Annotated in this window: 15 protein-coding genes; 10 read left to right on the top strand and 5 right to left on the bottom strand. The window is 60.2% G+C overall.

Annotated features, from left to right (window positions below; genetic code table 11):
- Window positions 1-534 precede the first annotated feature (534 nt).
- The gene (locus V5E99_RS03730; protein WP_499801018.1) at window positions 535-1,587 is read left to right on the top strand and encodes a WD40/YVTN/BNR-like repeat-containing protein; all 1,053 of its coding nucleotides are present in this window, start codon (window positions 535-537) and stop codon (window positions 1,585-1,587) included.
- Between the two features lie 25 nt (window positions 1,588-1,612).
- Window positions 1,613-3,988, top strand: a complete 2,376-nt coding sequence (locus tag V5E99_RS03725; RefSeq protein WP_499801017.1) for an efflux RND transporter permease subunit — start codon at window positions 1,613-1,615, stop codon at window positions 3,986-3,988.
- 66 nt (window positions 3,989-4,054) lie between these two features.
- Here the strand turns inward: V5E99_RS03725 and V5E99_RS03720 are convergent, their stop codons facing one another.
- The 4 genes from V5E99_RS03720 to V5E99_RS03705 form a co-directional block, all read right to left on the bottom strand.
- Window positions 4,055-7,453 carry a dermonecrotic toxin domain-containing protein gene (locus tag V5E99_RS03720; protein ID WP_499801016.1) on the bottom strand — a complete coding sequence of 1,133 codons (3,399 nt, stop codon included), beginning with the start codon at window positions 7,451-7,453 and terminating at the stop codon, window positions 4,055-4,057.
- A gap of 44 nt (window positions 7,454-7,497) precedes the next feature.
- The gene (locus V5E99_RS03715; RefSeq protein ID WP_499801015.1) at window positions 7,498-8,817 is read right to left on the bottom strand and encodes a hypothetical protein; all 1,320 of its coding nucleotides are present in this window, start codon (window positions 8,815-8,817) and stop codon (window positions 7,498-7,500) included.
- A 243-nt stretch (window positions 8,818-9,060) separates the two neighbouring features.
- Window positions 9,061-9,780 carry a FadR/GntR family transcriptional regulator gene (locus V5E99_RS03710; protein WP_499801013.1) on the bottom strand — a complete coding sequence of 240 codons (720 nt, stop codon included), beginning with the start codon at window positions 9,778-9,780 and terminating at the stop codon, window positions 9,061-9,063.
- A 167-nt stretch (window positions 9,781-9,947) separates the two neighbouring features.
- Window positions 9,948-11,684, bottom strand: a complete 1,737-nt coding sequence (locus tag V5E99_RS03705) for an IlvD/Edd family dehydratase (RefSeq protein WP_499801012.1) — start codon at window positions 11,682-11,684, stop codon at window positions 9,948-9,950.
- Window positions 11,685-11,875: 191 nt separating this feature from the next.
- Here V5E99_RS03705 and V5E99_RS03700 point away from each other — a divergent pair, with 191 nt between their 5' ends.
- The 8 genes from V5E99_RS03700 to V5E99_RS03665 all read left to right on the top strand — a co-directional run bounded on the left by V5E99_RS03700 (window position 11,876) and on the right by V5E99_RS03665 (window position 18,592).
- Complete coding sequence (locus V5E99_RS03700) at window positions 11,876-13,198, top strand: MFS transporter (protein ID WP_499801010.1); 1,323 nt, start codon at window positions 11,876-11,878, stop codon at window positions 13,196-13,198.
- Window positions 13,199-13,347: 149 nt separating this feature from the next.
- Window positions 13,348-14,340, top strand: a complete 993-nt coding sequence (gene araD1, locus V5E99_RS03695) for an AraD1 family protein (protein ID WP_499801008.1) — start codon at window positions 13,348-13,350, stop codon at window positions 14,338-14,340.
- A gap of 10 nt (window positions 14,341-14,350) precedes the next feature.
- Window positions 14,351-15,931 carry an aldehyde dehydrogenase (NADP(+)) gene (locus V5E99_RS03690; RefSeq protein WP_499801006.1) on the top strand — a complete coding sequence of 527 codons (1,581 nt, stop codon included), beginning with the start codon at window positions 14,351-14,353 and terminating at the stop codon, window positions 15,929-15,931.
- Between the two features lie 152 nt (window positions 15,932-16,083).
- On the top strand, window positions 16,084-16,383 hold the full coding sequence (locus V5E99_RS03685; protein WP_499801005.1) for a DUF5629 family protein: 300 nt from the start codon (window positions 16,084-16,086) through the stop codon (window positions 16,381-16,383).
- Window positions 16,370-17,545: a lactonase family protein gene (locus V5E99_RS03680; RefSeq protein WP_499801003.1), complete on the top strand. Its 1,176-nt coding sequence runs from the start codon at window positions 16,370-16,372 to the stop codon at window positions 17,543-17,545. The genes V5E99_RS03685 and V5E99_RS03680 overlap by 14 nt, the downstream gene beginning before the upstream one ends.
- Window positions 17,546-17,701: 156 nt before the next feature.
- Window positions 17,702-17,881: a hypothetical protein gene (locus V5E99_RS03675; RefSeq protein ID WP_054047590.1), complete on the top strand. Its 180-nt coding sequence runs from the start codon at window positions 17,702-17,704 to the stop codon at window positions 17,879-17,881.
- A gap of 241 nt (window positions 17,882-18,122) precedes the next feature.
- Window positions 18,123-18,338, top strand: a complete 216-nt coding sequence (locus tag V5E99_RS03670) for a hypothetical protein (protein WP_499801001.1) — start codon at window positions 18,123-18,125, stop codon at window positions 18,336-18,338.
- The gene (locus tag V5E99_RS03665; protein ID WP_499801000.1) at window positions 18,335-18,592 is read left to right on the top strand and encodes a hypothetical protein; all 258 of its coding nucleotides are present in this window, start codon (window positions 18,335-18,337) and stop codon (window positions 18,590-18,592) included. Before V5E99_RS03670 ends, V5E99_RS03665 begins: the two co-directional genes overlap by 4 nt.
- A 144-nt stretch (window positions 18,593-18,736) precedes the next feature.
- On the opposite strand, the gene V5E99_RS03660 is transcribed toward V5E99_RS03665, so the two are convergent.
- Window positions 18,737-18,937: a PLD nuclease N-terminal domain-containing protein gene (locus V5E99_RS03660; RefSeq protein ID WP_499800999.1), complete on the bottom strand. Its 201-nt coding sequence runs from the start codon at window positions 18,935-18,937 to the stop codon at window positions 18,737-18,739.
- Window positions 18,938-18,987 lie beyond the last annotated feature (50 nt).

Here is an 18,987-nt window from a genome sequence, read left to right as displayed (position 1 = left end):
AAACCGCCCAATCTATACGCATCCCCCCGTAGGAGCTGCCGAAGGCTGCGATCTTTTGATCTTGCTCTTCGTTGGGCCTGACGACGCCAAAAGATCGCAGCCTTCGGCAGCTCCTACGGGTGTACGCATCCGTTTGAGGCTTGGCAGGCCCACGGAGCAGGACCGGAGCGAGGCGAGGCACCGAACGACAGGGGGCAAAAGCGTTTTGGTTACTTTGGCGCTCTTCCAAAGTGACTCGCTGTAAGAGCGGAACCAATATCCGCCGTCACCGCAGCAACGGATATGTACACAAAAACAAAAATCACCCCACCTGATACCCAATCATTCACCCAGCCCCCAACGCCCCCAGGTTAACAAAACATAACGTGGCGTCGATTGTCAGACCTTTCCAAAGCCCGATAGGATAAGCCAGCTTCCGAAGGGGCTCTAGATTGCAGGTTTCAGGACTATGCTCCAACCCGTCAATCACCACGAGCACCCCTTACGGCGCCCTGAAAGGTTGAACGACCTAACAATAATAATGGGGGAAGGTCTATGAGTGAGCCTGTCATGGGTGTGGGTATCTGCCGCCCGCCGGCATTACGCAAGTTCGCGTTGCTGGCTACAGCGCTCTCGCTGTTGGGCTGTGCCGTGTTGTCTGCACCGGTGCTCGCCGCCGACGCGCCGGCCGCCGATGCGGTTTATTCCGTTGAGTCCGCCAAGGCTGCCAAAAGCCTGATGCTCGATGTGGTCCACGCCGGCAAACGCCTGGTGGCGGTCGGGGATCGTGGGCACATTCTGTATTCCGATGATCAGGGCGCGACCTGGACCCAAGCCAAGGTTCCGACCCGGCAACTGCTGACAGCGGTGTTTTTTGTCGATGACAAACATGGCTGGGCGGTCGGGCATGACGCGCAAATCCTCGCCAGCGGCGACGGCGGCGTCACCTGGACCAAACAATTCGAAGACCTGAAACGTGAATCGCCGCTGCTCGACGTCTGGTTCAAGGACGTCAACAGCGGCTTTGCCGTGGGGGCTTACGGCGCCTTGCTGGAAACCACTGACGGCGGCAAAAACTGGGAAGACGCCAGCGATCGTCTCGACAACGAAGACCAGTTCCACCTCAACGCCATCGCGGCGGTCAAGGATGCCGGGCTGTTCATCGTCGGTGAGCAGGGCAGCATGTTCCGCTCCGCCGACTGGGGCCAGACCTGGGAAAAACTCGAAGGCCCGTACGAAGGTTCGCTATTTGGCGTGATCGGTACGGCCCAGCCCAATACCTTGCTGGCCTACGGCTTGCGCGGGAATCTGTTTCGTTCCACCGATTTCGGCACTACTTGGGAACCGATCGAGTTGAAGGCTGCCCGTGGCACGCTGGAGTTCGGTTTGTCCGGCGCCACGTTGCTCGATGACGGCTCCATCGTGATTGTCGGCAACGGCGGTTCGGTGGTCAGCAGCAGCGACAACGGCGAAACCTTCACGGTGTTCAACCGCCCGGACCGGATTTCCGTGTCGTCGGTCACCGCAGCGGGTAACGGCAATCTGATTCTGGCAGGACAGGGCGGCGTTCGCGCCACTTCGCCAACCGGCGCCGAGCTGGGCAAATAATAAGAAGGGCGGAGCTATGACATCCATGACAAGCCATCACCAAGACAAGGCAACGTTTCTCGAGCGCCTGATTTTCAACAACCGCCCGGCAGTGATCCTCATCTGCCTGCTGGTGAGTATCTTCCTGTTCTGGCAGGCGACGCTGATCCGGCCGTCCACCAGTTTCGAAAAAATGATCCCGCTCGAGCATCCGTTCATTCAAAAGATGATGGAGCACCGCAACGATCTGGCGAACCTGGGCAACACCGTGCGGATCTCGGTGGAAGCCACTGACGGCGACATCTTCTCCAAGGAATACATGGAGACCCTGCGTCAGATCAACGACGAAGTGTTCTACATCTCCGGTGTCGACCGTTCCGGCCTCAAGTCGCTGTGGAGTCCGAGCGTGCGCTGGACCGAGGTGACGGAGGAGGGGTTCGCCGGTGGCGAGGTGATTCCGCAGAGCTATAACGGCTCCCAGCAAAGCCTCGACCTGCTGCGCAACAACGTGCTCAAGTCCGGCCAGGTCGGGCGTCTGGTGTCCAACGACTTCAAGTCGAGCATCGTCGATATCCCGCTGCTGGAGTCCTACCCGGACCCGCAAGACCAGGGCAAGTTGCTGGCCCTGGACTATCGCAAGTTCTCCCACGAACTCGAAGACAAGATCCGCAACAAGTTCGAAGCCCAGAACCCCAACGTGAAGATTCACATCGTCGGTTTCGCCAAGAAAGTCGGCGATCTGATTGATGGTCTGGTCATGGTAGTGATGTTCTTCGGTATCGCCTTTGTCATCACCCTGATCCTGTTGTACTGGTTCACCAACTGCATGCGCAGCACCGTGGCGGTGTTGAGTACGACGCTGGTGGCAGTGGTCTGGCAACTCGGGTTGATGCATGCGTTCGGCTTCGGGCTTGATCCGTACTCAATGCTGGTGCCGTTCCTGATTTTCGCCATCGGTATTTCCCACGGCGTGCAGAAAATCAACGGGATCGCCCTGCAGTCCAGCGAGGCCGATAACGCCCTGACCGCTGCACGACGGACCTTCCGTCAACTGTTCCTGCCGGGGATGATCGCGATCCTCGCGGATGCGGTGGGCTTTATTACGCTGCTGATCATCGACATTGGCGTGATTCGTGAACTGGCCATCGGCGCGTCCATCGGCGTGGCGGTGATCGTGTTCACCAACCTGATCCTGCTGCCAGTGGCGATTTCCTATGTCGGCATCAGCAAGCGTGCGGTCGAGCGCAGCAAGAAAGATGCGCATCGCGAACACCCGTTCTGGCGCATGCTGTCGAACTTCGCGAGCCCGAAAGTCGCACCGATCTCGATTGCCCTGGCGCTGATCGCCTTCGGCGGCGGCCTCTGGTACAGCCAGAACCTGAAAATCGGCGACCTCGACCAGGGCGCGCCGGAGCTGCGTCCGGACTCGCGCTACAACAAGGACAACAACTTCATCATCAGCAACTATTCCACCAGCTCCGACGTGTTGGTGGTGATGGTCAAGACCAAGGCTGAAGGCTGCTCACGCTATGAAGCCATGGCGCCAATTGATGAGCTGATGTGGAAGATGCAGAACACCGAGGGCGTGCAGTCGGCGATCTCGCTGGTGACCGTGTCCAAGCAGATGATCAAGGGCATGAACGAGGGCAACCTGAAATGGGAAACCCTGTCGCGCAACCCTGATGTGCTGAACAACTCTATTGCCCGTGCTGACGGTTTGTACAACAACAGTTGCTCCCTGGCGCCGGTGCTGGTGTTCCTCAACGATCACAAGGCCGCGACCCTCGACCGTGCGGTGCATGCGGTGCAGGACTTTGCCAAGGAGAACAACAAGGACGGCCTGGAATTCATCCTCGCCGCCGGTAACGCCGGGATCGAAGCGGCGACCAACGAAGTGATCAAGGAGTCGGAACTGACGATCCTGATCCTGGTGTACATCTGCGTCGCGACCATGTGCATGATCACCTTCCGCTCCTGGGCGGCGACCCTGTGCATTGTGTTGCCGCTGGTGTTGACCTCGGTACTCGGCAACGCTCTGATGGCGTTCATGGGGATTGGCGTGAAAGTCGCGACCCTGCCGGTGGTGGCGCTGGGTGTGGGGATTGGCGTGGACTACGGCATCTACATCTACAGCCGACTGGAAAGCTTCCTGCGTGCTGGTTTGCCACTGCAAGAGGCGTATTACCAGACACTGAAGTCCACCGGTAAAGCCGTGCTGTTCACCGGTTTGTGCCTGGCCATCGGCGTATGCACCTGGATCTTCTCGGCGATCAAGTTCCAGGCCGACATGGGCCTGATGCTGACCTTCATGCTGCTGTGGAACATGTTCGGTGCGCTGTGGCTGTTGCCGGCGCTGGCGCGGTTCCTGATCAAACCGGAAAAACTGGCGGGGCAGAAAGGCAACTCGCTGTTCGCTCACTAAAAGCGCGCAGCACCCTAAAAGCCGCAACCTCAGGTTGCGGCTTTTTCATGGGCGTTTATCGGGGATTCAGCGCGGTTCCAATGGCAGAAAGTGCTGCTTGGCCAGCGACTCGCTGATAGCCGCATGGTAGATCTCGATTTTCTGTTTCGGGTCTTTTGCCTTGGCCAGCATCGATTCGTAAGTGTCGAAACGCTGCTCCTTGGTTTTGAAGTGCGCCACGGTGGATTTGCCTTTGTCGTCCATCAGGTCGGCATAGTGGAAGTGGGCGTACCACCAGGGTTGATCCTGCTGGTTGAGCAGGGCGTATTCCTGCAGGAAGTCCTGGCGTCCGGTTTTTAACTGGACCCGGCGACCGATGGCCCTGACGTAGAGCTCATTGTGTTGCAGCAGGTATTCCACGCCCTCGTTGGTGGGGGCCTGGGCCAGTGTCATGCGGGTGCGCAGTTGGATGGCCTCGTTTTCCAGCAGGTGTGCCTTGTCCCGCAGCGCATGGATAAGGGCGGTATCTCGTTCGCTGCCCGACGGGGCGTCCTCGTGTTTTTCCAGCTTGTCGGCATACCCGGTGAGTTTTTGTGCTTCGCGTTGCAGTTGCTCTTCGATTTCCTTGGGTGAACTCGCCCCTTCTGCGTAGCCCTCGATTTTGATCACCTGCTCATCGACCTTGGCCAGCGCCTTGCGGGCCTCGCCCTTGAGCAGCGGGTAAGGGGCTGACGAGGCCTTGGGCGTCGGCTCCCGGGTCTTGACGATTTCCACCCAGACATTGTCGTGTTGATGGAACGAAAGCAGTGGCTTGTCTTCCATGGGGCCGTTGATGTCGACGATGTCACCGTCCTGATCGTCAACGCGCGGGCGAAGGTCTCCAATCAGAATGCCTTTGGCGGTTTTGATGACTCTTTTGCGGCTGGTGGAACCGGACGGCGTTTTAGTCTTTTTCTTGATCGTACCCGCACCTTTGGAGGTCCCGGCCGTTTGCGACGAGCCTGCCGGTTCCGCTTCCCCGGAAGGTTGTTGCGGTTCCGAGGGAAGCTGTTGAATCTCCTCAGCCAGACGCTGCTCGGCGTCGAGGTGCAATTGATGAATGATCATTCGCAGACGATGGAAGGCTGGCATCTCCAATTCATCGGCACTGAAGATCCCGATGCTCCCCAAGGCGTCTTGCGCGGCGCTGTAATGAGTGGCCAGGCTGTCCAGCACGGCAATGCGATCGCTGCGTTCATACACGTGGTCGGTCTGTAGCTCGGCGTGGGACCGGGACAGCATCAGCAACGGTTCAATGGTTCTTTCCAGGGCTTTGGTGGTCTCGGTTCCCAGAGTCTTGACACAGAGGACCCGCAAGATAATCAGTTGGTAGGCCTTGACCCGCAGGGCTGTCAGTTCATTTTCCGGCCGGTCTGTGTTCAATTCCTCCAAGGTCTTGGCACCCAGCAGCGGAATCTCTTTAAGTTCCTCTATTCGTCTATCGATCTCTTCGTACGACGCGATCATGGTTTCGTTGATGGTGTCGGTTTTGCGCATGAAGTCGAAGTATCGCTTCACCACCGCCTCGCCCTCGACAGACAGGGCGTCGTAGAGTTGCTGCACGCCGCCGGTGAACTCGCTGTAACTGTCGTTGGCCGCCATTCTTGCGTCGTCGGCTTTAACAATCCGCTTGCGAACATTTTTAATGATGTTGCCCAGCACATTGCAAAGCATCGAGTAGTCCATGGGGGTATCCGTCAACCGGCTCATCTCCTTGAGCCCGTCAAGCAGCGTGACGTAGCTCTCGGTCTGCTTGTCCAGTTCCGCGACAAAGCGCTCGCTGAAGGTCGCGCGCTCCTGAGGCGTGCTGGTGGGCGTGGCGTCTTTGAGCACCATCAGGTTCTCTGCAATATCGACACGTTTTTGTACCCGATCCTGCTGCGCCAGGAATTCCTGACTGATCAGGCTCAGCTCGGCGATGCGCTGGCGGCGTTCTTCACGTTCGGCGGCGATTCTTCTTTTGGGGCCACCACCCACCAGTTGCAGGCCCTGATCCAGGGTCCATTGGCCACGACCATAGGCTTTGAGCTTGATGCCAGGGTGGTCAGGATGTTCTGGTGGTACCAGGAATACGTCACCGAAGCCGGGCACGATACGCACGCGAAACAACAACCCGGCAATGCTGGCGTGCCATTTGTTGTTGATCCGGTACAAGCCTTGGAAAGGGCCCATGGACACCGGTTCCGGTAGCGGCGCGGGCCATGGAACCCGCGCGGTCTTGAGTTGCTCGATCAGCCTTGCAGTGGCCGAATCCCGTGCGGCGGACAGGTTGAAGTCCAGCAAGGTGTGGCCACCGCCCGGTGGTTCGGACGGCAGGCCAGGCGTTGCCTGGGTCACCACACTTTCGGTATTCATCTGCAAGGGTTCCGCCGACCGGCGCAGTGGGGCGAGGGCCACCGGGGGTTCCTGGGGGGCGCTGGAAAGCTCCGGGTCGTCGACCGCACTTTTGTTTTGTGCCACATGCAACAGAAGCAACCCCAGGTTCAGCAGCACATCGACCCAGGCCTGTTCCCGGGCGCTGGCATCTTCACTGTCCAGGGCGGGAAGGTCCTGGATCAGGCTGTGGGTGATTTGCAGCATCCAGCCCACCAACATGGCCGGGCCGCGCAGCATCGGCAGCATCAGGTTGTTGAACACCAGCCAGCCGCCCTCGAGGATGATCGCCCAGCGGCTTTCGGCATTGGACACCGATTGTTGATCACCTCGTTCCACCAACGCGCGGGCATTGCTCTCGAAAAGCCGGGTCAGCAAGTCGCCATTTTGCAGCGCCAATAGCCAATCGGCGGCGGCTTCGTTACCCACCAGAATGGCCGGTTTCGGTTGTTCCGGGCGCGCGAACTCGTCATCGGGATGAAAATGGACAATGTGCGGTTCATTTAAACCATTGTTGTCGTAAATCGCACGTGCGCGATCCGTCAACCAGGTCAGCACGCTGGACTGGACCGGCCCCGCTTGTGCGATGGCGCTCAGCAAGGCTTGCCGGCTCGGGTATTGCAGCAGCGTCGGTGAATACATCGGTCGGTAGAGAATGTGCGGGCCGTCGGCCGTCAGGTCCCGGGGCTCGATGATGAACATGTTGCTGGCCACGTCGCACTCGGCATCGGTTTTTCGTTGAAAGGCCAGAGGTCGCAGGACGATTTCCTGGTGGTCGACGAAGCGCTCGGCGGCGCTGTTGTGCATCAGCGCTTCGACGCAGCGATAACCCTGGCGAGTGAAACCGTGCTCGGCCTTGAGCGAATATTCCAGCGCCAGCAATGGCAAGTTGACGGCCAGCTCCAGACCGAACAAACGTCCGCGTTCCCGGGCCTCGGGGGTGTCGGTCAGCAACGCAGTGCGGATCAGTTCGGGATAGTGTTTGCCAATGTCGACCCGGCTCACCAGATCCAGCAGGTAGGCCTCGGTGGTCCAGTCCTGGATAAGTTGCCCGCCGGTGTGACGGATGCTCATCCGGCCCTTGGGTTTGCCGGCCAGGTTTTTGATGGCCAGTTCGGTCAGCGACAGGACAACCCGCTCGATGTAGCCACTGCCAGGTCACCGACGGGCACATGAAAGGTCAGCTCCAGTTCGTCGGGGTTGTAACCGGGTGCTTGGGGCTGGTCCAGCAGCATCTGTTGATGCAGGGCTTTTTTGGCGAAGGTGTGCAGGTCGTCAACGCCGGCCTGAAAGGTGTTGCCCAGGTTTTGTTGCTTGATGCGGGCATGTTCCAGCACATGCTTGCGGTACGCCATGCGATCGACCGCGTTAGCGCTGTGCAGCCACTCGGGAAGGGTTGATTCGATGTGCTGAAAGAGCATCGGGTTCGGCGTCTGGGCGGGGGGCTGCGCGACGAACAGCGCCGCCACATCGGTGATCGCAGCGAAGCGCTTTTCCAGGTCCGCCAGGCGCTGGCCGGTCGGTAGCTTGAGCGCGGCCAAATCGTCCAGTTGCTGGTTCAGTAGCAGGGCGGCCTGGGTGTCGAAGATATTGCCGTCCGGTTCATAGCGTTTCCAGGTGATTGTGTCGGCCAGGAACGTCTGCTCAAACCGCGCGCCCCAGGCCTGACTGAACGCCGCCATCGACGCAAAGCTTTGAACGTCGCCGGTCACGCTGCACAGCAACAGGGTTTCACCGCAGGCCACCAGGATGTCGGGGCTTTGCAGGCTGACCGATTGCTGGTCTTTGTTCAGGGTGGTTTCGATGATGTAGGCGTGGAGGGCGTCTTTCGACCCAGGTGTCTGGAGGCGTTCCTGTTTGTCGGGGTGGAGCGTCAGTTCGGTGAGGATGTCGGCCTGCGGGCGGCTGACCGTGGAGAGGCGTATCGCCGCCGTTTTCAGCACGCCGTTCAGCAGGTCCCCCAACCATTGCCAGCGGCTGACGCCGGCCTCGACGGGCTCATCCCAGTAGTCGCTCAACGCTTCCTGATACGCCACGAACACGATGCCCGGCAACTCCCGGATGACGTCAGCGATGACCTGCATGTCCGGCTCGCGTTGGGTGGTGCTGTCCAGTGTCAGGTGAGTTGGGGCTTTGTTGGTCAGGAAACACGCGCGGCCAAACTGGTCGTTCAGTCGCGGTGGTTTGCCGTTCGCCAGATAGGTGAGCACCACATCCAGCAGCAAAGTCATACGCCAGCCGCCCTCCGGCAGCGGTTGTGCGAGGCGGGTGCGCTCGGGGTCGAAAGCCAGTGGCGGGTATTTTTCCAGCAGGTTGTCCTTGAGCAGGCTGGCTGTTACGGAGCGCAGGGTCGGGCGGGTGCTGAATTGGGCGCGGAGGGTCCGGGCAATGATGTCGGTGTATCCGGCCGTGTCGGTCGGCGAGGGAGCGGTAGGCATGATGCAGTCCTTTGCATGTTTGAGGCCTTGAACATAAAGCGTTGGCGAAAAAGGTGTGCGGTACATAGTTACCGCACGGTCATCGATTTATGGGGGTATGGCGAGTGCAGGGCAGAAACGAAAAAGCCGCGACCTTGTGGTTGCGGCTTTCAGGTTCGAACGAATCAAAAGATCGCAGCCTGCGGCAGCTCCTACAGGGATTACATTCCAGGTAGTCGGTGGCGCAGCCTGCGATCGTTTCTGTTATGACAAATCGGTGCCGAGCACCACGTTCAAGGCACTGCGCGCATCATCCAGTTGCACCAGCGTCGCGTGGCGCGCCCCCAGCGCATCACGGTTTTCGATAGCGGTCAGAATCGCCTTGTGCCGGGGCAGGGCCAGTTCATGCAGGTTCGGCCGCTGGTTGGAATGCTTCAACGCCTCGGCAATCGCCACCGACAACATGTTGCACAGGTTGGCCAGCAAATCGTTGTGGGTGGCGTCGGCGATGCGGCTGTGGAAATCCAGGTCCGGTTGCAACAGGGCTTCCGGGGTCGGCGCGGCTTCCATCCGTTGGTAGGCTTCGCCGATGGAGGCGATGTCGGCGTCAGTGGCGTGCTGGGCGGCGAGTGCAGCGGCGGCTGGTTCGATGATGCTGCGCACGCTGGTCAACAGGCTGAAGAATTCATTCTGTGGGCTGCTTTGCATCAACCAGTGCAACACGTCCGGGTCGAGCATGTGCCATTCTTTGCGCGCCTTGACCACCGTGCCGACTCGCGGACGGGAATACACCAGGCCCTTGGCGACCAACACCCGGGTGGCTTCGCGCAGCACCGGGCGGCTGACCGCGTACTCTTCGCACAACAGGGCTTCGGCGGGCAGTTTGTCGTCGGGTTTGAAGCGACCGGAGACGATCTGCATGCCCAGTTCCTGGACGATGCGCGAGTGCATGCTTTTGCGGTCGGAGGGTTTGCGGTAATCCATGGGGAACGGCGCGATCCTGGGCGAGGGGGATGGGGCGCATGATAGCAGGCGTGGACGATGGGCGATCCGGCCCTTGAAAAGATCGCAGCCTTCGGCAGCTCCTACACCGACCGAGTAATTGCGGGTCGTACTCTGTAGGAGCTGCCGAAGGCTGCGATCGTTTGCTTTTAATGAGAGTGACGCGGCACTTCGGAGCCTCGGCAGCCAACCAGAAAGTCAAAGTCACACCCCTGATCCGCTTGCAGCACATGGTCGATGTACAGCTGACGATAACCGCCAACGATCAACTTCTCCGGTGGTTGCAGATCCGCCATCCGCGCCGCCAGTTCCGCCTCCGGGATGTCCAGGTGCAGACGCCCGCTGGCGCAATCCAGCTCAATAAAGTCACCTTCCTTAACCACCGCCAACGGCCCGCCAGCCGCCGCTTCCGGCGCTACGTGCAAAACCACCGTGCCATACGCCGTGCCGCTCATGCGCGCATCGGAAATCCGCACCATGTCGGTCACGCCCTGAGCCAGCAGCTTGGCCGGCAAGCCCATGTTGCCGACTTCGGCCATGCCCGGATAACCCTTCGGCCCGCAGTTTTTCATCACCATAATCGAGTTCGCGTCCACGTCCAGTTCCGGGTCGTTGATCCGCGCCTTGTACATGTCGAAGTTCTCGAACACCACGGCGCGACCACGATGCTGCATCAGTTCGGCACTGGCGGCGGACGGCTTGAGCACCGCACCCAGTGGCGCCAGGTTGCCGCGCAACACGCAGATGCCGCCGTCGGCGCGGATCGGGTTGTCGAGGGTGCGGATCACTTCGTCCTGGCCGTAGATCGGCGCGTCCTTGGTGTTCTCGCCCAGGGTCTTGCCGTTGACGGTCAGGGCGTTCGGGTGCGGGATCAGGTTGGCTTCGCCGAGACGACGCAACACCGCCGGCAAACCACCGGCGTAATAAAACTCTTCCATCAGGAAACGCCCGGAGGGTTGCAGGTCGACGATGGTCGGCATGCCACGGCCCATGCGGGTCCAGTCGTCCAGATCCAGTTCGACGCCAATGCGCCCGGCGATGGCTTTCAGGTGGATTACCGCGTTGGTCGAACCACCGATGGCGGCGTTGACCCGAATGGCATTTTCAAAGGCTTCTTTAGTGAGGATCTTCGACAGCCGCAAGTCTTCACGCACCATTTCCACCGCACGCATGCCGGACATGTGCGCCAACACATAACGCCGCGCGTCCACCGCCGGAATCGCTGCGTTGTGGGGCAGGGACGTGCCCAGTGCTTCGGCCATGCAGGCCATGGTCGACGCAGTGCCCATGGTGTTGCAGGTGCCGGCCGAGCGGGACATGCCGCCCTCGGCCGCAAGGAAATCATCGAGGGTAATCGTGCCTGCCTTGACCTGTTCGCTGAGCTGCCAGACCACCGTGCCGGAGCCAATGTCCTGGCCCTTGTGCTTGCCGTTGAGCATCGGCCCGCCGGTGACGACGATGGCCGGCACGTCGCAACTGGCCGCGCCCATCAACAGTGCCGGGGTGGTTTTGTCGCAACCGGTCAGCAGCACCACGCCATCGATCGGGTTGCCGCGAATGGCTTCTTCAACGTCCATGCTGGTCAGGTTACGGGTAAACATGGCGGTCGGGCGCAGGTTCGATTCGCCGTTGGAGAACACCGGAAACTCAACCGGCCAGCCGCCAGCCTCGATCACCCCGCGTTTGACGTGCTCGGCAATCTGCCGGAAGTGCGCGTTGCACGGGGTCAGTTCCGACCAGGTGTTGCAGATGCCGATGATCGGCTTGCCGTGGAACTGGTGGTCGGCGATGCCCTGATTCTTCATCCAGCTGCGGTACATAAAGCCGTTTTTGTCGGCGGTGCCAAACCATTGGGCGGAGCGCAGGGTGGGTTTTTTATCAGACATGATCGATTCTCTTATTGTATGACTATATTGTTCAATCTTCGGAATAACATAAGCGCAAAATCGACGCTTTGGAAGCGTTGTTGCTTAATTAGTATTACTATATAGTCGGTTTCAACGGAGGGATTGGCCCTGGCGGTTTTCCGCGAGAGGCGTCCCCCGAGGTTCTATAACAACAATCGGAGACCGATCTCATGAGCCAGGAACTGCGGCTTATTCGCCGTATCACGCTGAAACTGATTCCCTTCCTGATCCTGCTGTACCTGATCGCCTATGTGGATCGCTCCGCCGTCGGCTTTGCCAAGCTGCACATGGGCGCCGACATTGGCATCGGCGACGCAGCGTACGGTCTCGGTGCCGGGCTGTTCTTCATTGGCTACTTTCTGTTGGAAATCCCCAGCAACCTGATGCTCGAACGCTTCGGCGCCCGGCGCTGGTTCGCGCGGATCATGATCACCTGGGGCGCGATCACCATCGGCATGGCGTTCGTCCAGGGCCCGCACAGTTTCTATGTAATGCGCTTCCTGCTCGGTGCCGCCGAAGCCGGGTTCTTCCCGGGGGTTCTGTACTACATCACCCAATGGTTTCCGGTGCGCCATCGCGGCAAGATCCTTGGGCTGTTCATCCTTTCCCAACCCATCGCGATGATGATCACCGGCCCGGTGTCCGGCGGTTTGCTCGGCATGGACGGCACGCTCGGCCTGCACGGCTGGCAGTGGTTGTTCATCGTCATCGGCACCCCGGCGATCCTGCTCACCTGGCCGGTGCTGCGTTACCTGCCGGACGGCCCGCAGCAAGTGAAATGGATGGACCAGGCCGAGAAGGACTGGCTGACCGGCGAGCTGAAAAAAGACCTCGCCGAATATGGCCAGACCCGCCACGGCAACCCGTTGCATGCGCTCAAAGACAAACGCGTGTTGCTGCTGGCGCTGTTCTACCTGCCGGTGACGTTGAGCATCTATGGCCTGGGTTTGTGGTTGCCGACACTGATCAAACAATTCGGCGGGACGGATCTGGTGACCGGTTTCGTGTCCTCGGTGCCGTACATCTTCGGGATCATCGGTTTGTTGATCGTGCCGCGCAGTTCCGACCGCTTGAATGATCGCTACGGCCATTTGGCGGTGCTCTATGTATTGGGGGCGATTGGCCTGTTCCTCAGCGCCTGGCTGACGCTGCCGGTGGCGCAACTGGCGGCGTTGTGCCTGGTGGCGTTCGCGCTGTTTTCCTGCACGGCGGTGTTCTGGACCTTGCCGGGGCGATTCTTTGCCGGCGCCAGTGCGGCGGCGGGGATTGCGTTGATCAACTCGGTGGGCAACCTCGGCGGCTACATCGGCCCATTCGTGATTGGCGCGCTGAAGGAATACACCGGCAACCTGGCGTCGGGGTTGTACTTCCTGTCCGGTGTGATGGTGTTTGGACTGGTGCTGACCGGCGTGGTTTATCGCCTGCTGGAGCGCAAGCACGTGCTGCCCGCCGACCAGTTCGCCGCCAGTGCCCGTGGCGCAACCCGGAGCTGAGTCACCACACAAATCCCCTGTGGGCGCGGGCTTGCTCGCGAAGGGGCCAGCACATTCAACAACTATGGCAACTGAACCACCGCTTTCGCGAGCGAGCCCGCTCCCACAGGGGGGACGGTGTATTCAAGATTTGTTTACAGGAGAAAATCATGCGTTTAGTTCAGTTCGAATTGATTAACGGCGAGCGCCGGGTTGGCGTGGTCGAAGAGGGGCTGATCCGTGAAGTCCAGGATGCGCGCACGGTCCGCGACCTGGCGCTGGCGGCGATTGAGGCAGGCGTCAATCTTGAGCAGCAAGTGCAAACCCTTGGCCTGGGCATCAGCCACGATTATTCAGAGCTGCTGGCCAACCTGCGCATCCTGCCGCCACTGGACCACCCGGACCCGGCGCACATGCTGGTCAGCGGCACCGGCCTGACCCACCTGGGCAGCGCCTCGGCCCGGGACAAAATGCACCAGCAGGTCGGCGACGACGCGGCGATGACTGACACCCTGCGCATCTTCAAGTGGGGCGTGGAGGGCGGCAAACCGGCCAGCGGCGTGGCCGGCGTGCAACCGGAATGGTTCTACAAGGGCGACGGCAGCATTGTCGTTCGACCGGGGCAGCCGTTCCCGTTGCCGCCGTTTGCTGAAGACGCCGGGGAAGAACCGGAGCTCAGCGGCCTCTACGTCATCGGCCACGATGGCAAGCCGTATCGCCTCGGTTATGCGCTGGGCAACGAGTTCTCCGATCATGTGATGGAACGCAAGAATTACCTCTACCTGGCCCACTCGAAATTGCGCAGTTGCAGCTACGGCCCGGAACTTCGGGTCGGTGAATTGCCGCAACACCTGGCCGGCACCAGCCGCATCCTGCGCGACGGTGAAGTGTTGTGGCAGAACGAGTTCCTCAGCGGCGAGGCCAACATGTGCCACAGCCTGGAAAACCTCGAATACCACCATTTCAAATACAGCCAGTTCCTGCGGCCGGGGGACGTGCACATTCACTTCTTCGGCACCGCGACGCTGTCCTTCGCCGATGGCATCCGCACTCAACCGGGTGACGTGTTTGAACTCAGCCTGGCCGAATTCGGCGCGCCGTTGATCAATGGTATTGCGCCGGTAGAAGCGGCGTTCGAACCCGGCACCGTCGGCACCCTTTAAGGAGAAACGCATGACCCAGATCCTTGGTCACAACTACATCGGCGGCCGGCGCAGCGCTGGCGGCATCGTCAAATTGCAGAGCGTCGACGCCACGACTGGCGAGCAATTGCCCGGCGATTTCTACCAGGCGACCCCGGAAGAAGTGGATGCCGCCGCGAAGGCTGCCGCGTCCGCTTACCCGGCTTATCGAAGCCTGAGTGCCGAGCGACGGGCGCAGTTTCTGGACGCCATCGCCGACGAGCTGGACGCGCTCGGCGACGACTTCGTTGCCGTGGTCTGTCGCGAAACCGCGTTGCCCGCCGGCCGTATCCAGGGCGAGCGCGGTCGCACCAGCGGCCAGATGCGCTTGTTCGCCAAAGTCCTGCGGCGCGGTGATTTCTATGGCGCGCGGATTGATCAGGCCTTGCCCGAACGCCAACCGTTACCACGCCCGGACCTGCGGCAGTACCGCATCGGTCTCGGCCCGGTGGCGGTGTTTGGCGCCAGCAACTTTCCATTGGCGTTCTCCACCGCGGGTGGCGATACCGCCTCGGCACTGGCCGCCGGATGCCCGGTGGTGTTCAAGGCTCACAGCGGTCACATGGCGACAGCGGAACACGTTGCTGAGGCGATAATCCGTGCGGCGGAAAAAACCGCGATGCCGGCCGGGGTGTTCAACATGATTTACGGCGGCGGAGTCGGCGAAGCACTGGTTAAGCACCCGGCGATTCAGGCGGTCGGTTTTACCGGTTCGCTCAAGGGCGGCCGGGCCTTGTGTGACATGGCCGCCGCGCGGCCGCAGCCGATTCCGGTGTTCGCCGAAATGTCGAGCATCAACCCGGTGATCGTGTTGCCCGGGGCGCTGGCGGCGCGGGCCGAAACCGTCGCCCGTGAACTGACGGCGTCGGTGGTGCAGGGCTGTGGTCAGTTCTGTACCAACCCGGGGCTGGTGATCGGGATTCGTTCGCCGCAGTTCAGCGGGTTTGTGCAGCAGGTCGCCGCGCTGATTGCGGATCAACCGGCGCAAACCATGCTCAATGCCGGAACGTTGGGCAGCTATGGCAAGGGGCTGCAAAAGCTGCTGGCGCACCCTGGTATCGAACATCTGGCCGGACGTGAGCAACAGGGCCATCAGGCCCAGCCGCAGTTGTTCAAGGCCGATGTCAGCCTGTTGATCGAAGGTGATGAAGTCTTGCAGGAAGAAGTGTTCGGCCCGACCACGGTGTTCGTCGAAGTCGCGGATCAGGCGCAACTCAGCGCTGCATTGAACGGCCTGCACGGTCAGTTGACGGCGACGATCATTGGCGAGCCGGCGGACTTTGAACAGTTTGGCGAGCTGACGGCGTTGCTGGAACAGAAGGTTGGGCGAATCTTGCTCAACGGCTATCCGACGGGTGTGGAAGTCTGCGATTCAATGGTGCATGGCGGGCCGTATCCGGCGACCTCGGATACGCGCGGCACCTCGGTGGGCACCTTGGCCATCGACCGCTTCCTGCGCCCGGTGTGCTTCCAGAACTATCCCGACCATTTGCTGCCGGAACCGTTGAAGAACGGCAACCCGCTGCGAATCCAGCGCCTGGTGGACGGCAAACCTTCCCGCGACGCGCTCTAACGACCGACCACAATCCCCCCGTAGGAGCTGCCGGAGGCTGCGATCTTTTGATCTTGATCTTAAAAATCAAAGTCAAAAGATCGCAGCCTTCGGCAGCTCCTACGGGGAAGAGCAGCTATCATTGCGTCTTTCCAATTGAATGACTGATCGCCATGACTGCCGTAACCACTACTTTGCTCAACGCCCTCGAAACCTGCGACATGCTGGAAATCGACGGCTTGCACGCCTCTGATTTCTACCTCGGTGAAGAGGACGACAGCCTGAACATCGAATGCATGGACGGCCGCGCGCTGAAGCATTGGGAATTCAGCAAGGCGCAAATTGAAGCCGCCACCTTCGATCCAACCCTGCAGAGCTGGCTGGTTACCGGTGATAGCGGCGAGCACCGGCTGGTGTGCATGAGTGCCTTCGGCGGTGCGGACGACGAGGAACAAGAGCATGAAGATGCGTAATTTCTGGCCCCTGCTGATGGCCGGCAGCGTCGGCGCCATGGGCGTTCAAGCCGCCGCTGCCGACGACTACCAGTTGCTGGTCGGCTCTTACACCGCCGGTCAAAGCCAGGGGATTTATCGCCTGAACTTCGACAGCGCTACCGGGCAGATCGCCGCCAAGCCGCTGCAAGTGGTCAAGAGCGAAAACCCGTCCTGGCTGACGATTTCCAAGGATCAGCATCGACTGTTCGTGGTTAATGAAAATGGCCCAGGGCAAGTCGACCCGGTCGGCAAGGTCAGCAGCTACGCGATCGACCCCAAGACCTTTGAGTTGAAGCTGATCAGCCAGGTCCAGAGCCTGGGCAACGAGCCGACCCATTCGAGCCTGAGTGGCGATGGCAGCCACTTGTTTGTCAGCAACTACTCGGTGGTCGAAGATCCGGGCGGCACCCTGGCGGTGTTGCCGGTGGGCGCTGATGGCAAGCTCAAGCCCGTGGTGCAGATGAGCAGTCATCCGTCGAGCCGGGTCAATCCGGAGCGGCAGATGTCGGCGCATGTGCATTCGACGATTTCCTCGCCGGATGGCAACTACGTGTTCTCCAATGACCTGGGGGCGGACAAGATTTTTGTCTACCACTTCAACCCCAAGGCCAACCCGCAACTGCCGCTGACGCCCGCCACCCCGGCGTCGGTGCAACTGCCAGCAGGCAGCGGACCGCGTCATTTGCTGTTCAGCGCCGATGGCAAGCACGCCTGGCTGACCATGGAAATGAGCGCCCAGGTCGCGGTGTTCGATTACCAGGACGGCACGCTCAAGCAAACCCAGATGGTCGATCTGGCGGCGGGACAACCCACGTCCGACAAGGCTGGCGCTGCGCTTCACGCGTCAAAGGATGGCAAGTTCCTCTACGTCAGCAACCGTGGTACCGCCAATCAGTTGCTGGTGTTTACGATTGATCCGGCCAGCGGCCAGCTCAAGGAGCTGCAACGCCGATCAGTGGAAGGGGATCACCCTCGCGAGTTCAGCCTCGACCCGAGTGGCAAGTTCCTGCTGATCGCCAATCAGAAAAGTAACGAGATTGTCGTCGTCGAGCGCGATGCCAAGACCGGTCTGCTGGGCAAAACCGTGCAGAAACTGCCGATGGATGCCCCCAGCGACCTCAAGTTCCTGGTGCGTCAATAGGCCGCAGGCCCCGGTTGATGGGGCCTGCATCCTTGTATTAATGAGACTGATATCGGCTAATGCTACAAAGCATTTCAAGGCGCCAACCCTCGGGGAGTAAGTTTGCTTCACGGCCTAACCAGGCAAGCAAGCCAACTGACTCCGAGGAACACCGCCATGAACTTCAATATCTTCTCCATCATCGCTGCATCCGCTATCTCTGCCACCGTTGCCCTGCCAGCCAGCGCCAACGTTGAAATCAACAGCAAAAAATCCCACACCCAGAGCTACACCCAGAAATACCTGCAACAAAGCGCCAACTTCTACGCCGCACTGGATCACAAAACCCAAGCCTGAAATCCGCGAACTTCATCGCGCTCCCCGTAGGAGCTGCCGAAGGCTGCGATCTTTTGATCTTGATCTTAAAAATCAAAGTCAAAAGATCGCAGCCTTCGGCAGCTCCTACTGGTGTTTCTAAGGGTTTATAGGCGGGTTTAATGATCAACCAGGCTGATGGTTACTATGGGAAACCCTGAGTGGTTGCTCCGGATTTTTTGATTGATCCTGTGGGCACTGAAACATGCCCACGGAGAACACCATGGCCCGCGCAATCCTCACTTCCGCCAAACACGGCGCCTACCTGGCCATTGGTCTTTACGTGGCCTTGGTGCTGGTGGTGAGCCTCTCGGCTCAATCGCAACATGACCTTCAAGCGCCGATTCAAGTCGCCTATCCCGCCGTCCAGTTCGAACATCGCGCTCAGCAGAGTGTGGTGGTTGAGCATGGCGACGTATTGGGAGCCGTCGGCGCATGAAAGGACACAGACTCTGGGTCATCGCCTTTCTGGCGTTCATGACCAATGGTGCTTCGCTGTTGGGGATCGGGCAGGGCTCGGCCGGGTCGGTGGCGCGGGCCATCGAATGCAATCACAGCATCGCCCACAGCATCCAGACCGCCAAGGGCGCGGGGCTGTTGGTGGGTAATCCACCATTGAAGGCCCGGGCCGGTTTCTTCGGACCGTTCCAGGTGGATTGCTCGGCGCTGGGGATGTGCTCGGTGTTGGCTTGACGCCGATCTCCGTAGGAGCTGCCGAAGGCTGCGATCTTTTGATGTTGCTTTTTAAAGATCGCAGCCTTCGGCAGCTCCTACGTGGGTTGGGGCGTTCGGGAATGATAAGGGCCCCAGGCCCCGGGGTTTTTGGGAGGCCTGCGGTTATTGCGCGCTGTGGGTGCTGTGTTTCGGACCGGCCAGTGCCCAGGCGATCAGGCCGATCAGGGGCACGAACACGATGACGACGATCCACACGCCTTTGTTGTCGACCTTGCTGGCGCTTTTGATCACTTTGTTGATCGCCCACAATTCAATCACCACCAGTACTGCCGCGAGTGCGATCCAGATGTATTCGATTTGCATTAGCCACCTCCTGAAAGTCATTTCTTTAGGGGGGTGGTTGTGGGGAGGGT

This window comes from Janthinobacterium sp. LPB2021202312-11-4, from assembly GCF_037049705.1.
GTDB lineage: Bacteria > Pseudomonadota > Gammaproteobacteria > Pseudomonadales > Pseudomonadaceae > Aquipseudomonas.
This window is presented reverse-complemented; position numbering and strand designations above follow the sequence as displayed.